The sequence below is a fragment of the Streptomyces alkaliterrae genome (assembly GCF_007097205.2).
Lineage (GTDB): Bacteria > Actinomycetota > Actinomycetes > Streptomycetales > Streptomycetaceae > Streptomyces > Streptomyces alkaliterrae.
In genome coordinates, this window is the sequence record NZ_VJYK02000025.1 from 1 (window position 1) to 19,117 (window position 19,117).

Sequence of the window (19,117 nt, forward strand, 5' to 3'; positions counted from 1 at the left end):
GGGCAGGACGTGGCGCGGCTCGGGCGGGGGCGGGTCCGCCCGCTGCCACGGGAGTGCCTGCGGGCGACGGCGCTCGCAGGCCACGCGCTGAGCCGGGCGCTCGGCCGTCCGGTGCGGGCCCGCGCGGTGCTGGTCGCGGTCGGTGCCCGCGCGGTGGCGGTCGTACCCGGCGTGGCCGGCCTGCTGGTACTCCGGGAACGCGAGCTGGCCGGTTTCGGCCGGCGGGGCGGTGTGCTGAGTCCGACGGCGGTCGACAGCCTCCACCAGTCGGCGCGCGACCGCCGCACCTGGCTGCGCGCGGCCGCCGCGTGGCGGTCAGTCGACAGTCCCGGTCGCGGCGCCGGATCGGCGGCCTTCGCGAAGACGGCCGAGGGTGAGCGTGCGGAGGGTTGTCGGACATGCGTCGCAAGCGGCCCCGTGTGGCTGGTTATGCTTACGCTCCGTTTAGGGCAGGCGTGACATCTCACGGCCTGTCGTCAGTCTGCTGTTCTCGGGGGAAACATCGTGTTCCTGCTGTTCGTTCTGCTTGTCATAGCCGCGGCCGTGTTGTTCGTGCTGTCGCGCGGTCAGGGCGACCGCAGATTCCGCCTCGGCGCCGTGGGGGCGCTGATCGGGGGTCTGCTCGCCGGACTCTTCAGCTGCGTGCACGTCGTGAGCGCCTACGAGGTCGGCGTCCCGGTGACGTTCGGCAAGGTCGGCTCGCCGATGACACCGGGCATGAACCTCAAGTCGCCGTTCACCAACGTGGTCTCGTTCTCCACCCGCCCGGTGGACCTCAACCTCTCCGACCGTGACGTGGTCGAGGTGCGCAGCTCCCAGGGCGGCGTGATGTACGCCGAGGTGACCGTCAAGTGGGCGGTGACTCCGGCCAAGGCCGTGGAGCTGTACCGCCTCGCGGGCAGTGAGGACGCCATCCAGCAGCGGCTGGTGTTCCCCGACAGCCGGGAGATCATCCGCAACGTCTTCGCCCGTTACACCAGTGAACAGGGCTACACCTCCGCCCGGGAGAAGATCAACAGCGAGATCGCCGAGCTGGTGAAGAAGCGGTTGGCTCCGCGCGGTATCGACGTCACCACGGTGAACCTGCGCAACGTGAAGCCGTCCGAGAAGCTGCAGACGCAGATCGACCGCAAGATCCAGCAGGAGCAGGCCACCGAGCGGGCGACCGAGGCGGCCCGCACCGCGAAGGCCGAGGCCGAGCGGCGCCGCATCGAGGCCGAGGGCATCGCCAGGGCGAACAAGATCCTCAACAACTCGCTCACCGACAAGGTGCTGCTCAACCAGTGCATCGAGGCCTTCGAGCGGGTGGCCGGCAAGCAGCCGGTGTACACCGTGCCGTGCGGTTCCGATAGCGGCAACCCGCTGATCGTGGACGGCACCAAGCGCTGAGGGCCGCCCTTTCGGGCGACGGCGGCGGAGGCGGTGGCAGGGGCGACGCTCTCGGGCGGACGCCTGCCACCGCCTCCCGCTGTCAGAGGTTCTTCACCTCGAAGGGATCGTGTTCGGACAGCAGCTTGTCCAGTCTTGCCTTGTCCACTCTGGTGGTGACCTCCATCATCTCCTGGCGGTCTCTGACGCACTTCGCGAGAGTGAAGCTGGAGGAGACGAGGAAGAGTACGCCGAGCGCGAGGAAGCCGCGCTCCCAGGCGCTCACGGACATGTAGACCACGCCGATGCACACCGCGCCGAGCGAGAGCGCGAAGGAGAGCACGGACTGGGCGAAGTAGGCGGCGGTCATGGGGCGTTGCACGGGCGGTGTGTTTGTCATGGCATCACCTTCGCCCGGCCCGGCCGGCGGTGGAATGAGTACGGGTACTCATTCCACGCGCCCCGCGACTCAGTCTCCTCACCCGACGCGGAACCGACGTGCGTGCCGGACGGCCGACCCGGCGCGGGGAGGGGCGGGACGGCCGTCCGGAGTCGATTGGTCAGCCGCCGATGCGCGCGCCGGTCGCGGCCAGCGCGTCCGTCACCGGCTGGAAGAAGGTCACCCCGCCCCGGGTGCAGTCCCCGCTGCCGCCGGAGGTGAGGCCGACGGCGGCGTTGCCGCTGAACAACGGGCCGCCGCTGTCACCGGGTTCCGCGCAGACATTCGTCTGGACGAGGCCGGTGACGATCTCGCCGTTGCCGTAGTTGACCGTCGCGTTGAGGCCGGTGACCACACCGGCACTGACGCCCGTCGTGCTGCCGCTGCGCTGGACCGGCAGGCCGACGCTGGCCTCGACGGCGCCGGTGATCTGCCGGGTCTGACCGCCGCCGAGGTCGACGGTGCTCGGTGCCGGGGCGTTCGGGTTGTCGTAGGGGACAAGCGCGAAGTCGCTTCCGGGGAACTGCGAGACGGTCATCGTGCCGAGCGGTCGGGTCCCCTGCCCGTCCTCGGACCAGCGGGAGCCCACCGGCCCGCAGTGCCCGGCGGTGAGGAACGCCCGGGCTCCGCCCACGCTGACGTTGAAGCCCAGCGAGCATCGGGAACCGCCGCCGAAGATCGGGTCGCCTCCGTCGGAGACAAAAGGGCTGAACCGGCCGGCGTGCCGTTCGACGGTGACCCGCCCGGAGAGCCCGTCGGCGACACCGGTGAGCCGGTTCCAGCCGGCCCCGTCGACAGTGCTGTCCGCGACCACCCGCACGGAGTTGCTCTTCGGGTCGATGGACCAGGCCGTGCCGGGCACGGTGGCGCGCCGGCTGAGCGTGTCGGTGGCGGCACGGAGGTCCGCCATGGTGTGCCCGACCTTCCGCGGCACCGCGCCCGCCGCCCGCACCGTGGATTCCGAACGCTCGTCCACGACGTTGACGACAAGCCGCCGCGAGCGTGAGTCGTAGAACCATCCGGCGGCTTTCTCGCCCAGGTCCGAGGTCAGTCGCTGCCCGGTGCCAGCGGCCTGCTGAAGACCGAACTCCCGTATCTCCGGCGTTCCTTCCGTGCCCGCGTTGGCGCTGGGAAGGAGGATCGCGGCCACCAGCAGGCCGGTGGCGGCCGCCGCCGCGGTCACGGCCGCCCTCTTGTTCATTCGTCGGTGCTTCAAACTCGTCGACCTCCTGGAGACGGGCCCGCTTGCGCTTCACCGTCGGTTACGGAGGTCGACCACGGGCGTCTCAGCGCGGCGCGGAAGTTGTCACGCGGGTGAGTCCGGCGCGACGTCCAGCGGCGTGCCGTCGGTGAGGGGGCCGCCGTGCCCGAAGCCGAAGCTGCCGGGGAGCAGCGCGGCCGGTCGGCGCACCGAACGCAGGGCGCGTGGCCGGGTCGACGTCGAACAGGCCAGGAGTCGGCCCGGAATCGGCCCGGAGTCGGTGCCCGCGACGGCGTCTGCGGTGAACAGCAGGTCGTGGGACGGGAGGTGGAAGGCGATGCTGCCGGGCGTACGGCCGGGAGCAGCGACGACGACGGCACCGCCGCCGAAGTCCGGGACGCCCCCGTCGACAACCTCCCTGTGTGCGGGCGAGGGTGGAGCCTTGGCGGCGGCGCGCCAAGCGCCCGTATCGCCGCGGTGGTATCCGCGCCTGAGCGGCCGTACCGGTGTCGATTCGGGTGAGTCCGTCGGGGCCCGGTCAGAGGTGCGCCTGCCCGACGGGGCGGCGCGGCAGGGTGAGTTGGTCCGTGCGTCGCAGTGTCTTCATGTCGGCGGCATGATCACGGGCCCGTGGCCGGGGCGACGGCCTTCCGCTGCGGGCTGACGCGTTCCGCGTGGGTGCAGCGGGGGTGTGTATGCGGGGCGTTGGGCAGGCGGCGCGGTCGGGGAGGACAAGCGGGGCCGCCGCCCCTCCGTGGGACCGGGAGGGGCGGCGTGTCGACCGCGATGCGGCGCGGTCGTTTCCTTCGCTCAGACCAGCCAGCCGATGAAGTGGACAACGCCGGCGAGCAGGTTCGTGATGAGGTTCATGTGGTGCCTTCTCCTTGTGAACAGACGGGACAGGCTTCGCCGCGTCGTGGGACGCACGGCGAAGACGCGGTCGCGGAACGCGTTCCGTCGCTCGCGCACCGTAAGCATCGTGCGTCACGCAGCTAACTCGCCGCCGTTTGGGGGACCTTCAGTTGTTCGGGTGAGTGATCGCCTGTCCGTTCGGGGAGCGGTTCCGGCTCTGCGGCGGGACGGGTCTCGCCGGCCAGGAGCCGGCGCACCTCGCGAGCCGCCGCCCGCCCGGCCCGGTTGGCGCCGATGGTGCTCGCCGACGGCCCGTAGCCGACCAGCTGTATCCGTCGGTCCCGGACGGCCGCGGTGCCGTCCATCCGGATGCCGCCCCCGGTCTCGCGCAGCCGCAGCGGCGCGAGGTGGTCGATGGCGGGCCGGAAGCCGGTCGCCCACAGCACGACGTCCGCCTCGAAGAGCTCGCCGTCCGCCCAGCGCACTCCTTCGGGGGCCATCCGCTCGAACATCGGGCGGCGGTCCAACACCCCGCGCCGCCGCGCGTCCCGCATCGCCTCCGACATCGGCAGCCCGGTCACGGAGACCACACTCTGCGGCGGCAGCCCGCGTTCGACCCGCTCGGCGACCATCGCCACCGCCGCCCGCCCCTGCTCCCGGTCGAACGGCTCCGCACGGAAGCGCGGCACGCGGCGGGTCACCCAGAGCGTGCGGGCGGCGACGCCGTCCAACTCCAGCAGGTGTTGGACCGCCGAGGTCCCGCCGCCCACGACGACCACCCGCCGCCCCCGGAACTCCTCGGGGCCGCTGTAGTCGGCGGTGTGCAGCTGGCGGCCGGCGAACGACTCCTGCCCCGTGACCCGGGGCCAGAACGGACGCCGCCAGGTACCGGTGGCGTTGACGAGCGTCCGCGTCAGCCAGGCGCCGGCATCGCTCTCCACCCGCAGCAGACCGCCACCGGCCTCCCGTACCGCGTGCACGGCCACCGGGCGCCGCACCGGCAGCCCGTGCTCCCGCTCGTAGCGCGCGAAGTACTCGCCCACCACCTCCGCGGACGGCCGAAGCGGATCGGCGTCCGGCAGCTCGCTGCCGGGCAGCGGGAACATGCCGTGCACCCTGCCGTACGTCAGCGTCGGCCAGCGGAACTGCCAGGCGCCACCGGGCGCCGGAGCGTGGTCGAGCACCTGGTAGTCGGCCCAGGGCGCCAGCCCCGCGCGGCGTAGATGGTAGGCGGCCGAAAGACCGGCCTGCCCGGCCCCCACAACCGTCACCGCGAGTTCGTTCATATTCGTACCAACACGGAGGCGACACGAAGACTTCCCGTGTCCCGCGGGCCGCCCGACGGCAGTGGTGGCAAACCGTAGCCACAATGGGGCCATGAGCGACCGCTTCAGCACCCGCATCCTCAATCTGACCACCGGCGACTCGGAGACCGTGGTCGATATCACCGCCGACTGCGAGAGCTACCTGCGCGACGTGGCCCGCGACCGGGACGGCCTGCTCAACGTCTTCGTGCCGCACGCGACCGCCGGTGTCGCGGTCCTGGAGACCGGCGCGGGCAGCGACGACGACCTGCTGGCCGCCCTGCGCGACCTGCTACCGCCCGACGACCGCTGGATCCACCGGCACGGCAGCCCCGGCCACGGCCGCGACCACGTACTGCCCGCGTTCCTGGCGCCGCACGCCACCCTCCCGGTCGTCGGCGGCCGGCTGGAACTGGGCACCTGGCAGAGCGTCTGCCTGGTCGACACCAACGGCGACAACCCGAGGCGGCGGGTCCGGCTCAGCTTCCTCGCCTGAGTCGCCGCGGGGCGTTCGGCGACCCCGGTCGGATCAGCGGGTCGTACGACGAGTGCCCCGGGCGGGTGAGACGCCGCCTCCGCGCGGCTCCTGGCTCGTTCAGCAGCGCGACACGAGGTAGTCACTCGCGCAGCACACAATCGAGAGGAGCCGAGAGCGGCATGAGGTTCTCCAACCAGGGAAAGCTGGCGGTCTTCGCCGCCTGCGCCGCCGCGGCGCTGGCACCGGCGGGCACCGCGGTGGCCGACCAGAGCGGTTCGCACGTGCCGGTGGACGTTCCGCTGCAGAGCCTGGAGGCGGCGCTGCCGCTGGACGCTCCCACGGTGAGCGCCACGGTGCCCTCCCGCCCGCTGAGCGCGCCGGCGGTCAAGCCGGCGATGAGCGAGGACCGGGTGAACGTCCCGCTGGTGCCGGAGATGGGCGCGATGCTCCAGGCGCCCGCCGCCTTGGTGGAGCTGCCGCTCCCCGGCACGGACCTGACCCCCGACGGCAGCACCGCCAGGGTCGGCACGTCCAGCGACCTGTCCGCGCTCACGCCCGCCGCCGAGGTCATCGCGCCGCTCACCAACCCGGCCAGGACCGGCCTGCCCGGCCTGGCGATGCCGGACGCCTCGGTGACCACCCCGGCACTCCAGGGCGCGCGCTTCGCCGACGTCGACGTGGTCGACAAGGACGGCGGTTCCACGGTGCCGCTCCGGCAGGCCGTGGAGGACGCCGGTCAGGCGCTGGGCGGCGCTCTGGGCACCGCCCAGGCGACCCTCTCCGCGCTCCCGACCAGGTGACGGAGCTCTGACGCCCCTGCCGGCTGGTCTCGCGGAGCGGCAGGAGGCGACCGAGGTGTCGTGCGCCGTGGACAGCGGTCGGCGCACGGCACCTCTGTGCCGTCGCGGCGCTGTCGGGGCGGGAAGTCGGGCGAAGCCGGCTTGAAGCCGGGTGCGTGAAGCCGGTCACAAACCCATGCGCGGCACGCTGTCAAGACCCGTCTCGGTCATTGGAAGTACTAGGTCCTCCTATAATTCGAGGAACAGCGCCGTGCCTCACGGCGCTTTGTCATGACGAGACCAGAAGGGCGGTAGGTAGTGCTGAAGAGGGTGTTCGTGGCTCCCGACCCGGGACGGCTGCGGCTGCGCGCCGCCACCCGGGCCGTCATCGGCGTCGGCGTGGCCGTCACGCTGTGCGCGCTGACCGGGTACTCGCTTCCCGCCGTGATCACCGGCGGACTCGCCGCGCTCCTCGCCCTCTTCACCGTCGTCGACCCCACGGTGCGCCGGCAGGCGGTCACCACCGCGCTGCTGCCCGTCGTCGGTCTGCCCGTACTGGCGTCGGCGGCGCTGCTGCACGACGCGGCGCTGCCCAGCGCCGCGGCCTTCGTGTTCGTCGCCGCGGCCGGTGTCTATGCCAGGCGCTGGGGTGCGCGCGGGCACGCGCTCGGCGTGTTCGCCTTCATGACCTACTTCGTCACCCAGTTCCTGGACACCGTGCCGGCGGACCTGCCGGAGCTGTACTCCACCGTCCTGCTGTCGCTGCTCGCCGCCTCCGTCGTGCGCTTCGGTCTGTGGTGCTACGAGCGCCGGATCGCCGTCCCCGCGCTGCCGTCCCCGCTGGAGGGGCGCGGCCTGGCCAGGACGACCACCCGCCAGGCGGTGCAGGTCGCCGCCGCCGGCTCCTTCGCGCTCGCCGCCGGGCAGATGATCTCCCAGGAGCGCTGGTACTGGGCCGTCGGCGCGGCCTGGTGGATCTTCGTCAACACCTCCTCGCGCGGTGAGACGCTGGTCCGGGGCTTCCGCAGGGTGCTCGGCACGGTGGTCGGCATCGGACTGGGGCTGCTCGTCGCCGTTCCGCTGGGCGGGGCCGTCGGGCCCACCGCCGCCCTGGTCGCGGTGTGCGTCTTCCTGATCTTCTACACCGCTCCGGTCTCCTACAGCTGGATGATGCTCGCCGTCACGCTGATGGTGGCACTCCTGTACGGGCTGCTCGGAGCGCTGGAGCCCGGCATGCTGGCCCTGCGGCTGGCGGAGACCGGCGTCGGAGCGCTGGGCGCCGCGCTGGCCGTCGCGCTGGTGCTTCCGGTGACCACGCACGCCACCACCAACGCGTGGATCCATCGGGCGCTGCTGTGTATGAAGCGCTGCACGGCCGACGCGGCCCGGCGACTGGCCGGAGACGCGGAGGCCGACCCGGCGCCCGGCGTGGCGGAGCTGGAGGCGCTGCTCGCCCGGGCCCGGCTCTCCCTCGCGCCGCTGCTGCACCCGCTCAGCCCGCGCCGCGCCCGCAAGGCGCGCGCCCGCCAGATACTCGCCCTGCTGGACGACTGCGCCACCGAGGTGCGGGCGCTGGCCCGGATCGCGGCGGACCCCGACGCCTCGCACGACGCCCGGCTGATGGCCGCGTGCTGGCGGGTGGAGGCGGCCGTCGAGGAACTGGTCCGCGAGGGTGCGTCGGGGGCCGCCGACACGCGCGCCGAGCGGACGCCCGCCCCGGCGGCGCACCCGGGCGCCGAGCGGGCGCTGGCGCATCTGCACAGCCTCGAGTCGGCGCTGGCGGACCTGCGGGCACCGCTGCGCAGCGCGCCCGACGAGCCGCTGGGCGACGGCGGCGCGGCCCCGCTCAGCCGAGTCTGAGTTCCGATCGGCCCCGGTTCGCCCGGCTGTGGCCCCGGGGCGGGGCCCAAGGCCCGGCAAAAACCATTCTGCTGAGGCGACCGCCTCCCCTCTTTGGTCCAGACCAACTGCTACGGTCGTGCACCGTCGGTTCCGTCCGACGCTCCGCGCCCCGCCTGGCCGGGCGCGGAGATCGACGTGTGTGCGAAGGGGAGGCGGATGTCGTGGCCGAGACAGCCGGTGGTCAGCGGGCGTACATCGGGTCGTTCACCGAGGCGGGCGGACGGGGCGTCACCGTCGCCCTCGTCGACCCCGACACCGGGGCGCTCACCGTGACGGGTCATCACCACACCGTCGCCAACCCCTCCTACCTGGCGCTCGCCCCGGGCTCCGGAACGCTCTACGCGGTCAGCGAGACCGAACGCGGAGCCGTCGCCGCGCACTCCCTCGCCCGGCCGGACTCGCCGGAACTCATCGGTGCGGCCGTCCCCGTCGACGCCTCGGCCCCCACCCACCTCACCGTCGCCGCCGGTCAGCTCTTCACCGCCAACTACGGTTCGGGCAGCGTCAGCGCCCTCACCGTCCGCCAGGACGGCTCGCTCGGCGGCCGACCCCCGTCCACCGTCACCCACACCGGCGACGGCCCCGACCGGGACCGGCAGGCGGGGCCGCACGCGCACTGCGTCGTCGCCGACCCGCGCTGGCGCTGGCTGCTCAGCGCGGACCTGGGCACCGACTCCGTGTGGGTGTACCGGCTGGAGCACACCGAACCGGGGCTGAGCCTGCACGCCGAGGTGTCGCTGGCCCCCGGCAGCGGACCCCGCCACCTGGGATTCCACCCGGCCGGCGACCGCGTCTACACGGTCAACGAACTCGACTCCACCCTCACCGTCTGCCGGTGGGACGGACAGGCGGGCAAGCTGGAGCCGGCCGCCTCGGTGAGCACCCGTCCGCCCCGCGCGCGCGGCGTGAACCACCCCTCCGCGCTGGTCATCTCGCCCGACGGGCTCCGTGCCTGGGTCGCCAACCGGGGGGACGACACGATCGCCGTGTTCAGCCTCGACGCCGCCCGGCAGTCGGTGGAGCTCGTCGACACCGTCTCCTGCGGCGGCCACTGGCCGCGCGACCTGGTACTCGACCCGACGGGCCGCCGGCTGTACGCGGCGAACGAGCGCTCGGGCGAGGTGGTCTGGTTCGACCTCGACGCCAGGACCGGCACCCCCTACCGGATCGGCGAGGTGCGGGTACCGGCGGTGAGCTGCCTGGTGTTCGCCTGACAACAGGTGTTCGCCCGAACAACGACGTGAGGGCGGGTCCGCCTCCCCGAAGGGGACGGACCCGCCCTCACGTCGTTCCCGCTCGGACGCGGCGCGCGCCACTCACCGCAGCGGCGCGCCCTGCGGGGCTTCCGGACGGGTGATGCCCGCCTTGGCGCCGTATGCGGAGGCCACCAGCTTGCCGATCGCCGGGTAGGCACCCAGCGGCTCGGCGGCCGCGCAGCCGGCCTCCTGGGCCGCCGCGGCCAGCAGGCCCTCCGGTACCTCCGGACCGATGAAACACGGCGCCAGGGCCAGCTGCTGGGAGCCGGAGGAGGTCAGCTGCTCGGCGGTACGGGCGATGGCGCCGGGCTCGTCCAGCGGGGCCGCCAGCACCGGCACGGCAAGTCGGGCGGCCAGCAGCATGCCGGTGATGCCGGCGACCTGGACTGCCTCGTCCCCGCCGGAGGTGGCCAGCACGATGCCGTCGGCGGCCGTCGCGACCGTGAACAGGCGCGCCCGGTCGGCACGGGCCAGACCGGCCTCGGAGAGCCGCACGTGCACCGCCTCGGCGAGCAGCGGGTGCGGACCGAGCACGTCGGTCAGCTCGGCGCCGGCGCCGCTGGCCAGCACCGACTGCCTGATGCGGCGCATCAGCGCCGCGTCGGGACCGGCCAGCAGCGGTACGACGACGGCAGTCGGCAGCGGCACGGCGTCCTCGGCCGGCGGGTTCATCGCCTCCCTGGCGGAGCGCTCGGCGGCCACCTGGCCGAGCACCGGCTCCAGGCCGGGGAACTCCTCGTCGAGGCCGGCCGCGCCGTCCACGAAGGCGATACGGGCGTCCATGCCCGGCAGTTCCGATCGGGCTATGCTCACGATCTCCTCGGCCAGGCTCCGGATCGCACCGGTGGGCACGCCGGGAACGGCGAGCACCAGCGCCGGAGCCCCCTCAGGGGCGACCACGGGCTCCGGACGGCGGTGGCGTCCGGGCTGACGTGGGCGCGGCATACGTACGGGCAGGCCATTGTCGGGGCCGGTAGAGGAGCTCATGCGGCCGCATGCTAATGCCTTGACGGCTTCCACACCGAGGCCGGGGGTGATCAGTTCCGGTCTGTCCGATTACCTCCCGTGTGGCGTGCGCGCCGGAGCGCGCGCCCTTTGGCCGGTTCCCGCAATGGCGAGTCTGCTCAGTGGAGGGTCAGCAGGCGTCCGTCCGCCGGAAGCGTCCGCCGGCCGTCGCACAGGCCGGCGGCCAGGCGGAGCGCGCCGTCCAGCGGCCCGGACTCCGGCCAGTGCGTCGGAACGTCCGGCAGCCGCTCGGACAACTCCTTGCGCAGAGGCCCCAGAAGCGGCTCCCCGAGCCCCAGCAGCCCGCCGACGACGGCGAGCTGAGCGGGGGACTGCACGTCGTCCTGGCGCGCCGGGAGCGCGGCGGCGGCGCTCGCCGCGATCTCGCGTGCCGCGTCGGCCAGAATCCCGACCGCCACCGGGTCGCCCTCCGCCGCGCAGGCGCCGACCCGAGGGGCGAAGGAGGCGAGTACGGCGGGGCGGTCGGCACGCGGATAGAGCCGCTCCGGCAGCCGCTCCACGGGGCCGAAAAGCTCCTCCGCGCGCCGCAGCAGTGGTGCCGATCCGCCGGGCCGCCCGTCGTGGGCGCGCGCCGCCGCCTCCAGCCCGGCGCGGCCGATCCACGCCCCGCCGCCGCAGTCGCCCAGCAGATGGCCCCAGCCGTCGGCTCTCCGCCACCCGACAAGGTCGGTGCCGAGCGCGATCAGGCCGGTGCCCGCGGCGACCACGGCGCCGGGGCGCTCGCCCAGCGCCCCGGCGTACGCGGTGACGGCGTCCGCCGCGAGCGCGAGCCGGCGCACACCGAGGGCTTGTCGAAGCACGCCGGGGAGCGTGGCGCGCAGGTCCGCGCCCAGCGTCGCCATACCGGCGGCACCCACGCAGACCGCGGCCACCTCGCCGTCCGGCTCGCCGACGGCCTCCCGCAGGCGCCGGGCTGCCGGCAGCAGCCGGTCCGACAGGGCGTCCGCCGAGATGCCGTCCGGCCCGGTCGGCACCGGATCCGCCGTCAACGGGCCGACCACTCCGACAGGTTCGGGGCGCCCGGCGTCGACCGCGGCCAGCGCCACGCGCACCCCGGTACCTCCGGAGTCGACGCCGAGCACCCAGGCCGTCACGGCAGGCGCCAGTCGATCGGCTCGGCTCCCTGCCCGACGAGCAGTTCGTTGACCCGGCTGAACGGGCGGGACCCGAAGAAGCCACGGTCGGCGGACATGGGGGAGGGGTGGGCGGACTCGACGGCGGGCACGCCGGACAGCAGCGGCCGGAGATTGCGCGCGTCCCGCCCCCACAACACGGCCACCAGCGGGGTGCCGCGGCCCGCGAGGGCCCGGATCGCCTGCTCGGTGACCTCCTCCCAGCCCTTGCCCCGGTGCGCGGCGGGCCGGCGCGGCGCCGTCGTCAGGGCGCGGTTGAGCAGCAGTACGCCCTGCCTCGCCCACGGGGTGAGGTCGCCGTTGGACGGGCGGGGGAGGCCGAGGTCGTTGTGCAGCTCGCGGAAGATGTTCTCCAGGCTGCCGGGCAGCGGCCGCACCTCGGGCGCCACCGAGAACGACAGGCCGACCGCGTGCCCCGGCGTCGGATACGGGTCCTGGCCGACTATCAGTACGCGCACGTCGGCGAACGGCTGCTGGAACGCGCGCAGTACGTGCGGGCCGGCCGGGAGGTACGTCCTCCCCTCGGCGATCTCCGCGCGGAGGAAGTCCCCCATGGCGGTGATGCGCTGGGCCACCGGCTCCAGCGCCTTGGCCCAACCTGCTTCGACGAGTTCATGCAAGGGTCGTGGTGCCACGGACGCCCACTCTAACGGCTCGTGACACCCGATCGGCTCAGAGCGTCGCGGCTCGGACACAGAGCACATCCGGAAGGTGGGAGGCCAGCAGCCGCCACGACTCGCCGTCGTCGGCGCTGGCGTACAGCTCGCCGTTGCGGTTGCCGAAGTACAGCCCGGCGGGATCTCCGCCGTCGGCGCACATGGCGTCGCGCAGGACGGGGCCGTGGTGCGGCTCCTCGGGCAGGCCGCGGTCCAGCGGTTCCCAACTCGCCCCGGCGTCCTGGGTGCGGTAGACGCGGCAGCGGCGCCCGGCCGGCACCCGGTCGGAGTCGGCGTTCAGCGGGAAGAGGTAGGCGGTGTCGCCGCGCGTCGGGTGGGTGACCACGGGGAAGCCGAACGTGGAGGGCAGGCCCGTCTCCACCGCCCGCCAGCTGGTCCCCGCGTCGTCGCTGCGGAAGACCCCCCAGTGGTTCTGGAGGAAGAGCCGGTCGGGGTCGACGGCGTCCCGCGCCACCTTGTGCACGCACTGGCCGAACTCGGGGGCCGGGTCCGGCAGGAACACCGCCGAGACGCCGCTGTTGGACGGCGCCCAGCTGGCGCCGCCGTCGTCGCTGCGGTAGACGCCTCCGGTGGACACCGCAACGGTCAGCCGCCGGCTGTCCCGGGGGTCGACGAGCACGGTGTGCAGCCCCAGCCCGCCGCCGCCGGGGACCCACTGCTCCCGCGTGGGGTGGTCCCACAGCGGGCGGACGAGGGTGAAGGACTCGCCGCGGTCCGTCGAACGCCACAGCGCGCCGGGCTCGGTGCCGGCGTAGACGACGTCGGGCTCGTCCGCGCCACCGGGGGCGAGCTGCCAGACCCGCTCCAGCGACTGGCCGGTGTCCTCGGGGAAGCGGACGGCCGGGCGGCCGGGCTCCTGCCAGGAGGCGCCGAGGTCGTCGGAGTGGAAGACGGACGGCCCCCAGTGGGCGCTGTCGCCGCCGACCAGCAGCCGCGGCGCACCACTCCGGGTGTCGATCGCGACCGCGTAGATCGCCTGGTCGGCGAAGTGCGGATCGGCTCTCGACCAGCCCCCGTCCGGGCCGCGGGTGAACAGGAAGAGGCCCTTTCGCGTGCCCACCGCAAGCACTGTGTCCGCCATGGTCGGATCACCTCCGGGACGTCGTTGTCCTTGGTTGCGCCCAGTCTGCACCCGCCCACTGACATTCGCGTTCCGACACCGGTGTCGCCGCAGGTCGGAGCCGGTGAGACCGGAACGGTCCGAGCCGCGGCGGCGCCCGGCGGGACCGCTGTTCACGCGTCGGCGAGCTCCCGGGGACGGCCCCGGACGGCCCGGCTGTAGGGGGCCGGGACCGGGACGGTGGCGCCCAGTTCCCGCGCGGCCCGCTGCGGCCAGCTCGGCTCGCGCAGCAGTTGGCGGCCCAGCAGCACGGCGTCGGCCTCGCCGGCGGCCAGGATGCCGGCGGCCTGTTCGGGTTCGGTGATCAGGCCGACGGCGGCCACCGGCAGCCCGGTCTCCTCCCTGACCCGGGTGGCGAACGGCACCTGGTAGCCGGGGCCGGTGGGGATGCTGACGTCCGGCGCGTTCCCGCCGGTGGACACGTCCAGCAGATCGACGCCCCGGTCCCGCAGTTCGGCGGCCAACGCGACGGTGTCCGCCACGGTCCAGCCGCCGTCGGTGAGCCATTCGGTCGCCGAGACGCGGAAGAACAGCGGGAGTTCGTCCGGCCACACGGCGCGCACCGCCTCGGTGATCTCCAGGGCGAAGCGGGTGCGGCCGGCGAAGTCGCCGCCGTAGCCGTCCGTGCGGTGGTTGCTGTGCGGGGAGAGGAACTCGCCGATGAGGTAGCCGTGTGCGCCGTGGATCTCGGCGACCTGGAAGCCGGCGTCCAGCGCCCGTCGCGCGGCGTCCGCGAACTGGCCGGTGATCTCCCGTATCCGGTCGACGGTCAGTTCCGCCGGGACCGGGTGGTCGTGGTCGAACGCCAGCGGGCTGGGGCCCACCGGGTGCCAGCCGCCCGCCTCCGGCGGGACGGGGGCGCCGCCGCGCCAGGGCCGGTCGGTGGACGCCTTGCGGCCGGCGTGCGCGAGCTGGACACCGGGGACGGTCCCCTGCTCGGTCAGGAAGCGGGTGATCCGGCGCAGCCCGGCGACCTGGCGGTCGTTCCACAGTCCGAGGTCGGCGGGGCTGATGCGCCCTTCGGGGCTGACGCCGGTGGCCTCGACGAGGACCAGTCCGGCCCCGCCGACGGCCCGGGCGGCGTAGTGGGCGAAGTGCCAGTCGCCGGCGACGCCGGTGTCGGCGCCGGTCGTCGGCGCGCAGTACTGGCACATGGGCGCCATCCACGCGCGGTTCGGCAACGTCAGGGACCGCAGGGTGAAGGGGTCGAACAGACCGGTCACGGAAGGCTCCTCGTCCGGGGTGGTGCGGGCGGCTTGAGGTCGTACGATAACCACCGTAGTACGACGCATGTCAAACTACGAGGATTCTCGTACTATGGATCCGTGACCAGACAAAGCGCCTCCGCCTCTCGCGAGTTGGAGCACCCCGCCCGGGACGCCATCCGGCTTGAGTCGGTGCTGCACGCGCTCTCCGACCCGGTCCGGTTGTCCGTCGTGCGCAGGCTGGCCGACGGCCCGCCGGAGCAGGTGTGTTCCAGCTTCGACCTGCCGGTCAGCAAGTCCACCTGCACCCACCACTTCCGGGTGCTGCGGGAGAGCGGGGTGATCAACCAGGTCTACCGGGGCACGGCGAAGATGAACGCGTTGCGCGACGCCGACCTCGAAGCGCTCTTCCCCGGACTGCTGGCCGCCGTCCTCGCCGCCGCGCGGGCCCAGGACGGGCGCGGGGCGGGCTGACCGCCCGACGCCGAACCCTCGACGTCCGGGGCTCAGTCGCGCCGGGCCGCGTCCAGCAGGCCCTCCCAGTCGGGGATCTTCACCGTGCCGCGCCCCAGCCCCCCGCCCAGCGCCGCCTCGGCGCGCTCGATGCCCAGCCAGCCGTGCCACTCCACCGGATCGTGTCCGGCCGCCCGCAGTACCCGGAGCGGGTCGTCCGCCGGTACCGGGCGGGTCGCCAGCTCGTCGGCGTCGGCCAGCAGCGTGGTCACGGTCTCCTTCGCGCACGCCCGGTTGGTGCCGATGACGCCGGTCGGCCCGCGCTTGATCCACCCGGCCACGTACTCGCCGGACAGCGCGCCGCCCGGGCGTCGTACCCGCCCCTGGTCGTGCGGGACCGTGCCCGTCGTCTCGTCGAACGGCAGCCCGGGCAGCGGCACCCCGCGATAGCCCACCGACCGCAGCACCAGCTGCGCCTCGACCTCCTCGTACTCGCCCGTACCGCGCACCCGGCCGTCCTCCGTCGGCGCGGTCCGCTCGAAGCGGACCGCCCGTACCCGGCCCAGGCCGTCGCCGATGATCTCCACGGGGCGGAGGTAGAAGCGCAGCCGGATGGCGCGCTCGCCCGGCCCCGGCGGCGTGCCGTCCTCGGTCCAGCCGCGCAGCACGGCGAGGTTGCGTCGGACCATGGCCGGCAGTCCCTCGGGAGCGGCGCTGTAGGGATCGGACGCCAGCTCCGCCAGCTCCGCGTACGCCCGCGCGCCGGGCAGCGAGCCCAGCTCCCGCAACTCCTTGGTGGTGAACTTCGCCTGCGAGGGCCCCCGCCTGCCGACCAGGTGGATGGTCTCCACCGAGCCGGCGGCCAGTTCGTCCAGCGGCGCCTGCGGCATGTCGGTGCCGCGCAGTTCGGTCGGCGTCCTGGCCAGCATCCGGGCGACGTCGACGGCCACGTTCCCCACTCCGATGACCACCACCGAACGGGCGTCGAGCGGGAAGCGTCGCCCCGAGGCGTCCGGGTGCGCGCTGTACCAGGCGACGAACTCGGTCGCCGAGTGGCTTCCGGCCAGTTCCTCTCCCGGTATGCCCAGGTGGCGGTCGGCGGCGGCGCCCACGCAGTACACCACCGCGTGGTAGAGCCGGTGCAGCTCCCCCGTGGGTACGCCGCCGTCGCCGACCGGGAGGTTGCCGACGAACCGCACCCGGGGGTCCTCCAACACCACCCGGAGGTTCCGCTGCAGCGACTTGATCTTCTCGTGGTCCGGCGCCACCCCGTAGCGGACCAGGCCGTACGGGCACGGCAGCCGGTCGAGCACGTCGATGACCGCGCCCGGCGGCGGCAGGCGTTCCAGCAGCGCCTGGGCGGTGTAGACGCCGCTGGGGCCCGAGCCGACAACGGCGATGCGGAGCGGGAGAGCCACGGTCGTATCCTTCCGCCGGGATCTCCAGCATCGCACCGGGGGGCGCTCGGCGGGAGGGGAGCGGCGCCGGAAGGGTCATCGCCCGACCCGCGGCCGTGACCCGCCGGAGCGCCCCTATCGCAGTGTGCGCATCCGGCCCACCTCGGCCGCCTGCTGGGCGGCGATCTCCGTCGCGAGCTCCTGCACCGCGATGTCGGAGCCCTTGGCCAGCACGTCCCGGGACATGGTGACCGCGCCCTGGTGGTGGTCGATCATCAGATCGAGGAACAGCCGGTCGAACCGGGCGCCGCGCGCCGCCCGCAGGTCGGCCAGCTGGGCGGGGGAGGCCATGCCGGGCATCGAGGAGTGGTCCTCGTGGTCCGCGGGGCCGCCGTGTCCGCCGTGTCCCTCACCGTGCCCGGCGCCCGCGCCGTCCTTGCCGTGCTGCTTCAGCCAGGCCCGCATCAGCCGGATCTCCGGCTCCTGGGCAGTGGCGATCCGGTCCGCGAGCTTGGTCACCCGGTTGTCCTCGGCGCGCTTCGGCGCCAGCCCGGACATCACGAGCGCCTGCTCGTGATGGACGATCATCATCGTCATGAACTCGACGTCGGCGGCGTTCGGCCGGTTCTGCCGCCTGCCTGCCGCCGCGGCCTCCTCGGGGGAGATCGTTCTGGCCTCCTCGCCCGGCTTGCCGGGCGCGAGTACGGGCGGCCGGTCGGCCCGGTCCTCGCCGCCGCCGGTGCAGCCGGTGAGCGGTACGAGCAGCGCCGCGAGCAGCGCCGTGCCGAGGACGGCCGTCGCGCGGGGTCTGTGACGATCGGTCACCTGTGCCTCCCTGTAGGCCTGTTGCCGCTGTTGTCCCGTTCCCGCCGTTGGTGCGTTGGGGGGTGTTGTGCGCCCGTCTGTACACCGACTCCCTTGTGAGTCGGCCAAGTTGAGCATGGTCGGACGGTAATCCACTGTTGAAATGTACATGCGATGTTCGATACTGCCTTCGATCCGGTGTGCCCGACCGGGCGCGCCGGGATCCCAGAGGGAGGAATCCGTGACGTCGTCGCACACACCCCCCGCACGACGCAGACGCCTCGGCGTGGCCGCTGCCGCCATCGGCATGCTCGCCGCGCTGCTGACCGCCCAACCGGCGGCGGCCACTCCTGACCCGGACGACATCCCGTCGACTGCCGAGGGCTCCTCGGTCGAACGCGGCGAGGTCGAGAAGGCCATCAGGAGCGGTGAGTTCCCCGCGTCGGGGGAGATCGACACCAGTTCCAACGTCCGACACCTGGCCAACGTCCCCAAGGGCGCGCTCCGGGGAGCCAACTCCGACCTGGCCTTCCAGGGCCACTACGCCTTCATGGGCAACTACGACGGCTTTGTCATCTACGACATCAGACGCCCGGACAAGCCCCGGGTGGTCAGCGAGGTGCTCTGCCCCGGCGCCCAGAACGACATCTCCGTCGCCGGCAACCTGCTCATCCTCTCGGTCGACTCCTCGCGCAGCGACGACACGTGCAACAGCACGTCGCAGCCGGCCACCGAGAAGAGCTCCTGGGAGGGCGTGCGGGTCTTCGACATCAGCGACAAGACCAGGCCGCGCTACGTGGCCGCGGTCGAGACGGCCTGCGGCTCGCACACCCACACCCTCGTGCCGGGCAAGAGGGACCTGTACGTCTACGTGTCCTCCTACTTCCCGCACGAGACGTTCCCCGACTGCCAGCCCCCGCACGACGGCATCTCGATCGTGAAGGTGCCGCGCCACGCGCCGGAGAAGTCCGCGCTCGTGCGCTTCGCCGGGCTGTTCCCCGACGGCGGCTTCCCGGGCAACCCGGAGCGCCCCGAGAAGACGCCCACCAGCGGCTGCCACGACATCACCGCCTTCCCGGCGCTGAAGCTGGCCGCCGGAGCCTGCATGGGCGACGGCATCCTGCTCGACATCAGCAAGCCCGAGCGGCCCAAGGTGGTCGAACGGGTCAGGGACGAGGAGAACTTCGCGTTCTGGCACTCGGCGACCTTCAGCAACGACGGCCGCAAGGTCGTCTTCACCGACGAACTGGGTGGTGGCGGCGGCGCGACCTGCAACGCCAGGGTCGGCGACGAGAAGGGCGCCAACGCGATCTACCACGTGGAGCGCAGGGGCAAGAAGCTGACGCTGTCCTTCCAGAGCTACTACAAGATCCCGCGCCACCAGGCCGACACAGAGAACTGCGTCGCCCACAACGGCTCGCTCATCCCCGTCAAGGGCCGCGACATCATGGTGCAGTCCTGGTACCAGGGCGGCGTGTCCGTCTGGGACTTCACCGACTCCAGGCGACCGCACGAGATCGGCTACTTCGAACGCGGTCCGGAGAACACCGAGCGGCTGACCTTCGGCGGCACCTGGAGCGCCTACTACTACAACGGCCACGTCTACAGCAGCGACCAGAACGGACTGGACGTGCTGGACATCAGGGACCGCCGCACCGACAGCGCCAAGCGGGTGCGGTTGGGCGAGTTCAACGCCCAGACCCAGCCCTACATCCGCTGAGAC

The 19,117-nt window shown here is 73.3% G+C and carries 18 protein-coding genes and 2 pseudogenes; 8 read left to right on the forward strand and 12 right to left on the reverse strand.

Annotation, left to right across the window (positions count from 1 at the left end):
* A pseudogene (locus FNX44_RS27890) lies at positions 1–459 on the forward strand (hypothetical protein); the annotation flags it as partial.
* A gap of 45 nt (positions 460–504) precedes the next feature.
* Positions 505–1,389: a prohibitin family protein gene (locus FNX44_RS04145; RefSeq protein WP_143646555.1), complete on the forward strand. Its 885-nt coding sequence runs from the start codon at positions 505–507 to the stop codon at positions 1,387–1,389.
* Positions 1,390–1,471: 82 nt separating this feature from the next.
* Here the strand turns inward: FNX44_RS04145 and FNX44_RS04150 are convergent, their stop codons facing one another.
* The 5 genes and pseudogenes from FNX44_RS04150 to FNX44_RS04165 form a co-directional block, all read right to left on the reverse strand.
* On the reverse strand, positions 1,472–1,768 hold the full coding sequence (locus FNX44_RS04150; RefSeq protein WP_143646556.1) for a YiaA/YiaB family inner membrane protein: 297 nt from the start codon (positions 1,766–1,768) through the stop codon (positions 1,472–1,474).
* A gap of 160 nt (positions 1,769–1,928) precedes the next feature.
* Positions 1,929–3,008 (reverse strand): S1 family peptidase, encoded by a 1,080-nt coding sequence (locus tag FNX44_RS04155; protein WP_228449638.1) that lies wholly within the window; start codon positions 3,006–3,008, stop codon positions 1,929–1,931.
* Between the two features lie 270 nt (positions 3,009–3,278).
* Positions 3,279–3,464, reverse strand: a pseudogene (locus tag FNX44_RS29955) (MBL fold metallo-hydrolase); the annotation flags it as partial.
* 354 nt (positions 3,465–3,818) lie between these two features.
* The gene (locus FNX44_RS04160) at positions 3,819–3,977 is read right to left on the reverse strand and encodes a hypothetical protein (protein ID WP_153506826.1); all 159 of its coding nucleotides are present in this window, start codon (positions 3,975–3,977) and stop codon (positions 3,819–3,821) included.
* Between the two features lie 23 nt (positions 3,978–4,000).
* On the reverse strand, positions 4,001–5,146 hold the full coding sequence (locus tag FNX44_RS04165; protein WP_143646558.1) for an NAD(P)-binding domain-containing protein: 1,146 nt from the start codon (positions 5,144–5,146) through the stop codon (positions 4,001–4,003).
* Between the two features lie 91 nt (positions 5,147–5,237).
* On the opposite strand from FNX44_RS04165, the gene FNX44_RS04170 reads away from it, so the two are divergent.
* The 4 genes from FNX44_RS04170 to FNX44_RS04185 all read left to right on the forward strand — a co-directional run bounded on the left by FNX44_RS04170 (position 5,238) and on the right by FNX44_RS04185 (position 9,537).
* Positions 5,238–5,660, forward strand: coding sequence for a YjbQ family protein (locus FNX44_RS04170; RefSeq protein WP_143646559.1), 423 nt, complete (start codon positions 5,238–5,240; stop codon positions 5,658–5,660).
* 161 nt (positions 5,661–5,821) lie between these two features.
* Complete coding sequence (locus tag FNX44_RS04175; RefSeq protein ID WP_143646560.1) at positions 5,822–6,442, forward strand: hypothetical protein; 621 nt, start codon at positions 5,822–5,824, stop codon at positions 6,440–6,442.
* A gap of 297 nt (positions 6,443–6,739) precedes the next feature.
* On the forward strand, positions 6,740–8,281 hold the full coding sequence (locus FNX44_RS04180) for an FUSC family protein (RefSeq protein ID WP_143646561.1): 1,542 nt from the start codon (positions 6,740–6,742) through the stop codon (positions 8,279–8,281).
* Positions 8,282–8,484: 203 nt separating this feature from the next.
* Positions 8,485–9,537 (forward strand): lactonase family protein, encoded by a 1,053-nt coding sequence (locus FNX44_RS04185; RefSeq protein WP_143646562.1) that lies wholly within the window; start codon positions 8,485–8,487, stop codon positions 9,535–9,537.
* A 102-nt stretch (positions 9,538–9,639) separates the two neighbouring features.
* On the opposite strand, the gene FNX44_RS04190 is transcribed toward FNX44_RS04185, so the two are convergent.
* The 5 genes from FNX44_RS04190 to FNX44_RS04210 form a co-directional block, all read right to left on the reverse strand.
* Positions 9,640–10,566 carry a sirohydrochlorin chelatase family protein gene (locus FNX44_RS04190; protein WP_228449639.1) on the reverse strand — a complete coding sequence of 309 codons (927 nt, stop codon included), beginning with the start codon at positions 10,564–10,566 and terminating at the stop codon, positions 9,640–9,642.
* Between the two features lie 137 nt (positions 10,567–10,703).
* Positions 10,704–11,699 carry an N-acetylglucosamine kinase gene (locus FNX44_RS04195; protein WP_323369058.1) on the reverse strand — a complete coding sequence of 332 codons (996 nt, stop codon included), beginning with the start codon at positions 11,697–11,699 and terminating at the stop codon, positions 10,704–10,706.
* On the reverse strand, positions 11,696–12,373 hold the full coding sequence (locus tag FNX44_RS04200) for a uracil-DNA glycosylase (RefSeq protein WP_143646563.1): 678 nt from the start codon (positions 12,371–12,373) through the stop codon (positions 11,696–11,698). The genes FNX44_RS04195 and FNX44_RS04200 overlap by 4 nt, the downstream gene beginning before the upstream one ends.
* A gap of 37 nt (positions 12,374–12,410) precedes the next feature.
* Positions 12,411–13,496 (reverse strand): WD40/YVTN/BNR-like repeat-containing protein, encoded by a 1,086-nt coding sequence (locus FNX44_RS04205; RefSeq protein ID WP_143646564.1) that lies wholly within the window; start codon positions 13,494–13,496, stop codon positions 12,411–12,413.
* A 152-nt stretch (positions 13,497–13,648) separates the two neighbouring features.
* The gene (locus FNX44_RS04210) at positions 13,649–14,758 is read right to left on the reverse strand and encodes an NADH:flavin oxidoreductase/NADH oxidase (protein ID WP_143646565.1); all 1,110 of its coding nucleotides are present in this window, start codon (positions 14,756–14,758) and stop codon (positions 13,649–13,651) included.
* Positions 14,759–14,860: 102 nt separating this feature from the next.
* On the opposite strand from FNX44_RS04210, the gene FNX44_RS04215 reads away from it, so the two are divergent.
* Positions 14,861–15,214, forward strand: a complete 354-nt coding sequence (locus tag FNX44_RS04215; protein ID WP_143646566.1) for an ArsR/SmtB family transcription factor — start codon at positions 14,861–14,863, stop codon at positions 15,212–15,214.
* Between the two features lie 32 nt (positions 15,215–15,246).
* Here the strand turns inward: FNX44_RS04215 and FNX44_RS04220 are convergent, their stop codons facing one another.
* Positions 15,247–16,611 (reverse strand): FAD-dependent oxidoreductase, encoded by a 1,365-nt coding sequence (locus tag FNX44_RS04220; protein ID WP_143646567.1) that lies wholly within the window; start codon positions 16,609–16,611, stop codon positions 15,247–15,249.
* A 114-nt stretch (positions 16,612–16,725) separates the two neighbouring features.
* Positions 16,726–17,415: a DUF305 domain-containing protein gene (locus FNX44_RS04225; RefSeq protein WP_323369059.1), complete on the reverse strand. Its 690-nt coding sequence runs from the start codon at positions 17,413–17,415 to the stop codon at positions 16,726–16,728.
* 220 nt (positions 17,416–17,635) lie between these two features.
* Here FNX44_RS04225 and FNX44_RS04230 point away from each other — a divergent pair, with 220 nt between their 5' ends.
* A complete protein-coding gene (locus FNX44_RS04230) occupies positions 17,636–19,114 on the forward strand; it encodes an LVIVD repeat-containing protein (RefSeq protein WP_181354069.1) in 1,479 nt (492 codons plus the stop codon).
* The last annotated feature ends 3 nt before the right edge of the window (positions 19,115–19,117 follow it).

Bases quoted from the DNA above. Each gene is read 5' to 3' on its own strand.
- FNX44_RS04150 (WP_143646556.1), bottom strand. From the start codon at position 1,768: ATGACAAACACACCGCCCGTGCAACGCCCCATGACCGCCGCCTACTTC.
- FNX44_RS04155 (WP_228449638.1), bottom strand. From the start codon at position 3,008: ATGAACAAGAGGGCGGCCGTGACCGCGGCGGCGGCCGCCACCGGCCTG.
- FNX44_RS04165 (WP_143646558.1), bottom strand. From the start codon at position 5,146: ATGAACGAACTCGCGGTGACGGTTGTGGGGGCCGGGCAGGCCGGTCTT.
- FNX44_RS04170 (WP_143646559.1), top strand. From the start codon at position 5,238: ATGAGCGACCGCTTCAGCACCCGCATCCTCAATCTGACCACCGGCGAC.
- FNX44_RS04175 (WP_143646560.1), top strand. From the start codon at position 5,822: ATGAGGTTCTCCAACCAGGGAAAGCTGGCGGTCTTCGCCGCCTGCGCC.
- FNX44_RS04190 (WP_228449639.1), bottom strand. From the start codon at position 10,566: ATGAGCTCCTCTACCGGCCCCGACAATGGCCTGCCCGTACGTATGCCG.
- FNX44_RS04205 (WP_143646564.1), bottom strand. From the start codon at position 13,496: ATGGCGGACACAGTGCTTGCGGTGGGCACGCGAAAGGGCCTCTTCCTG.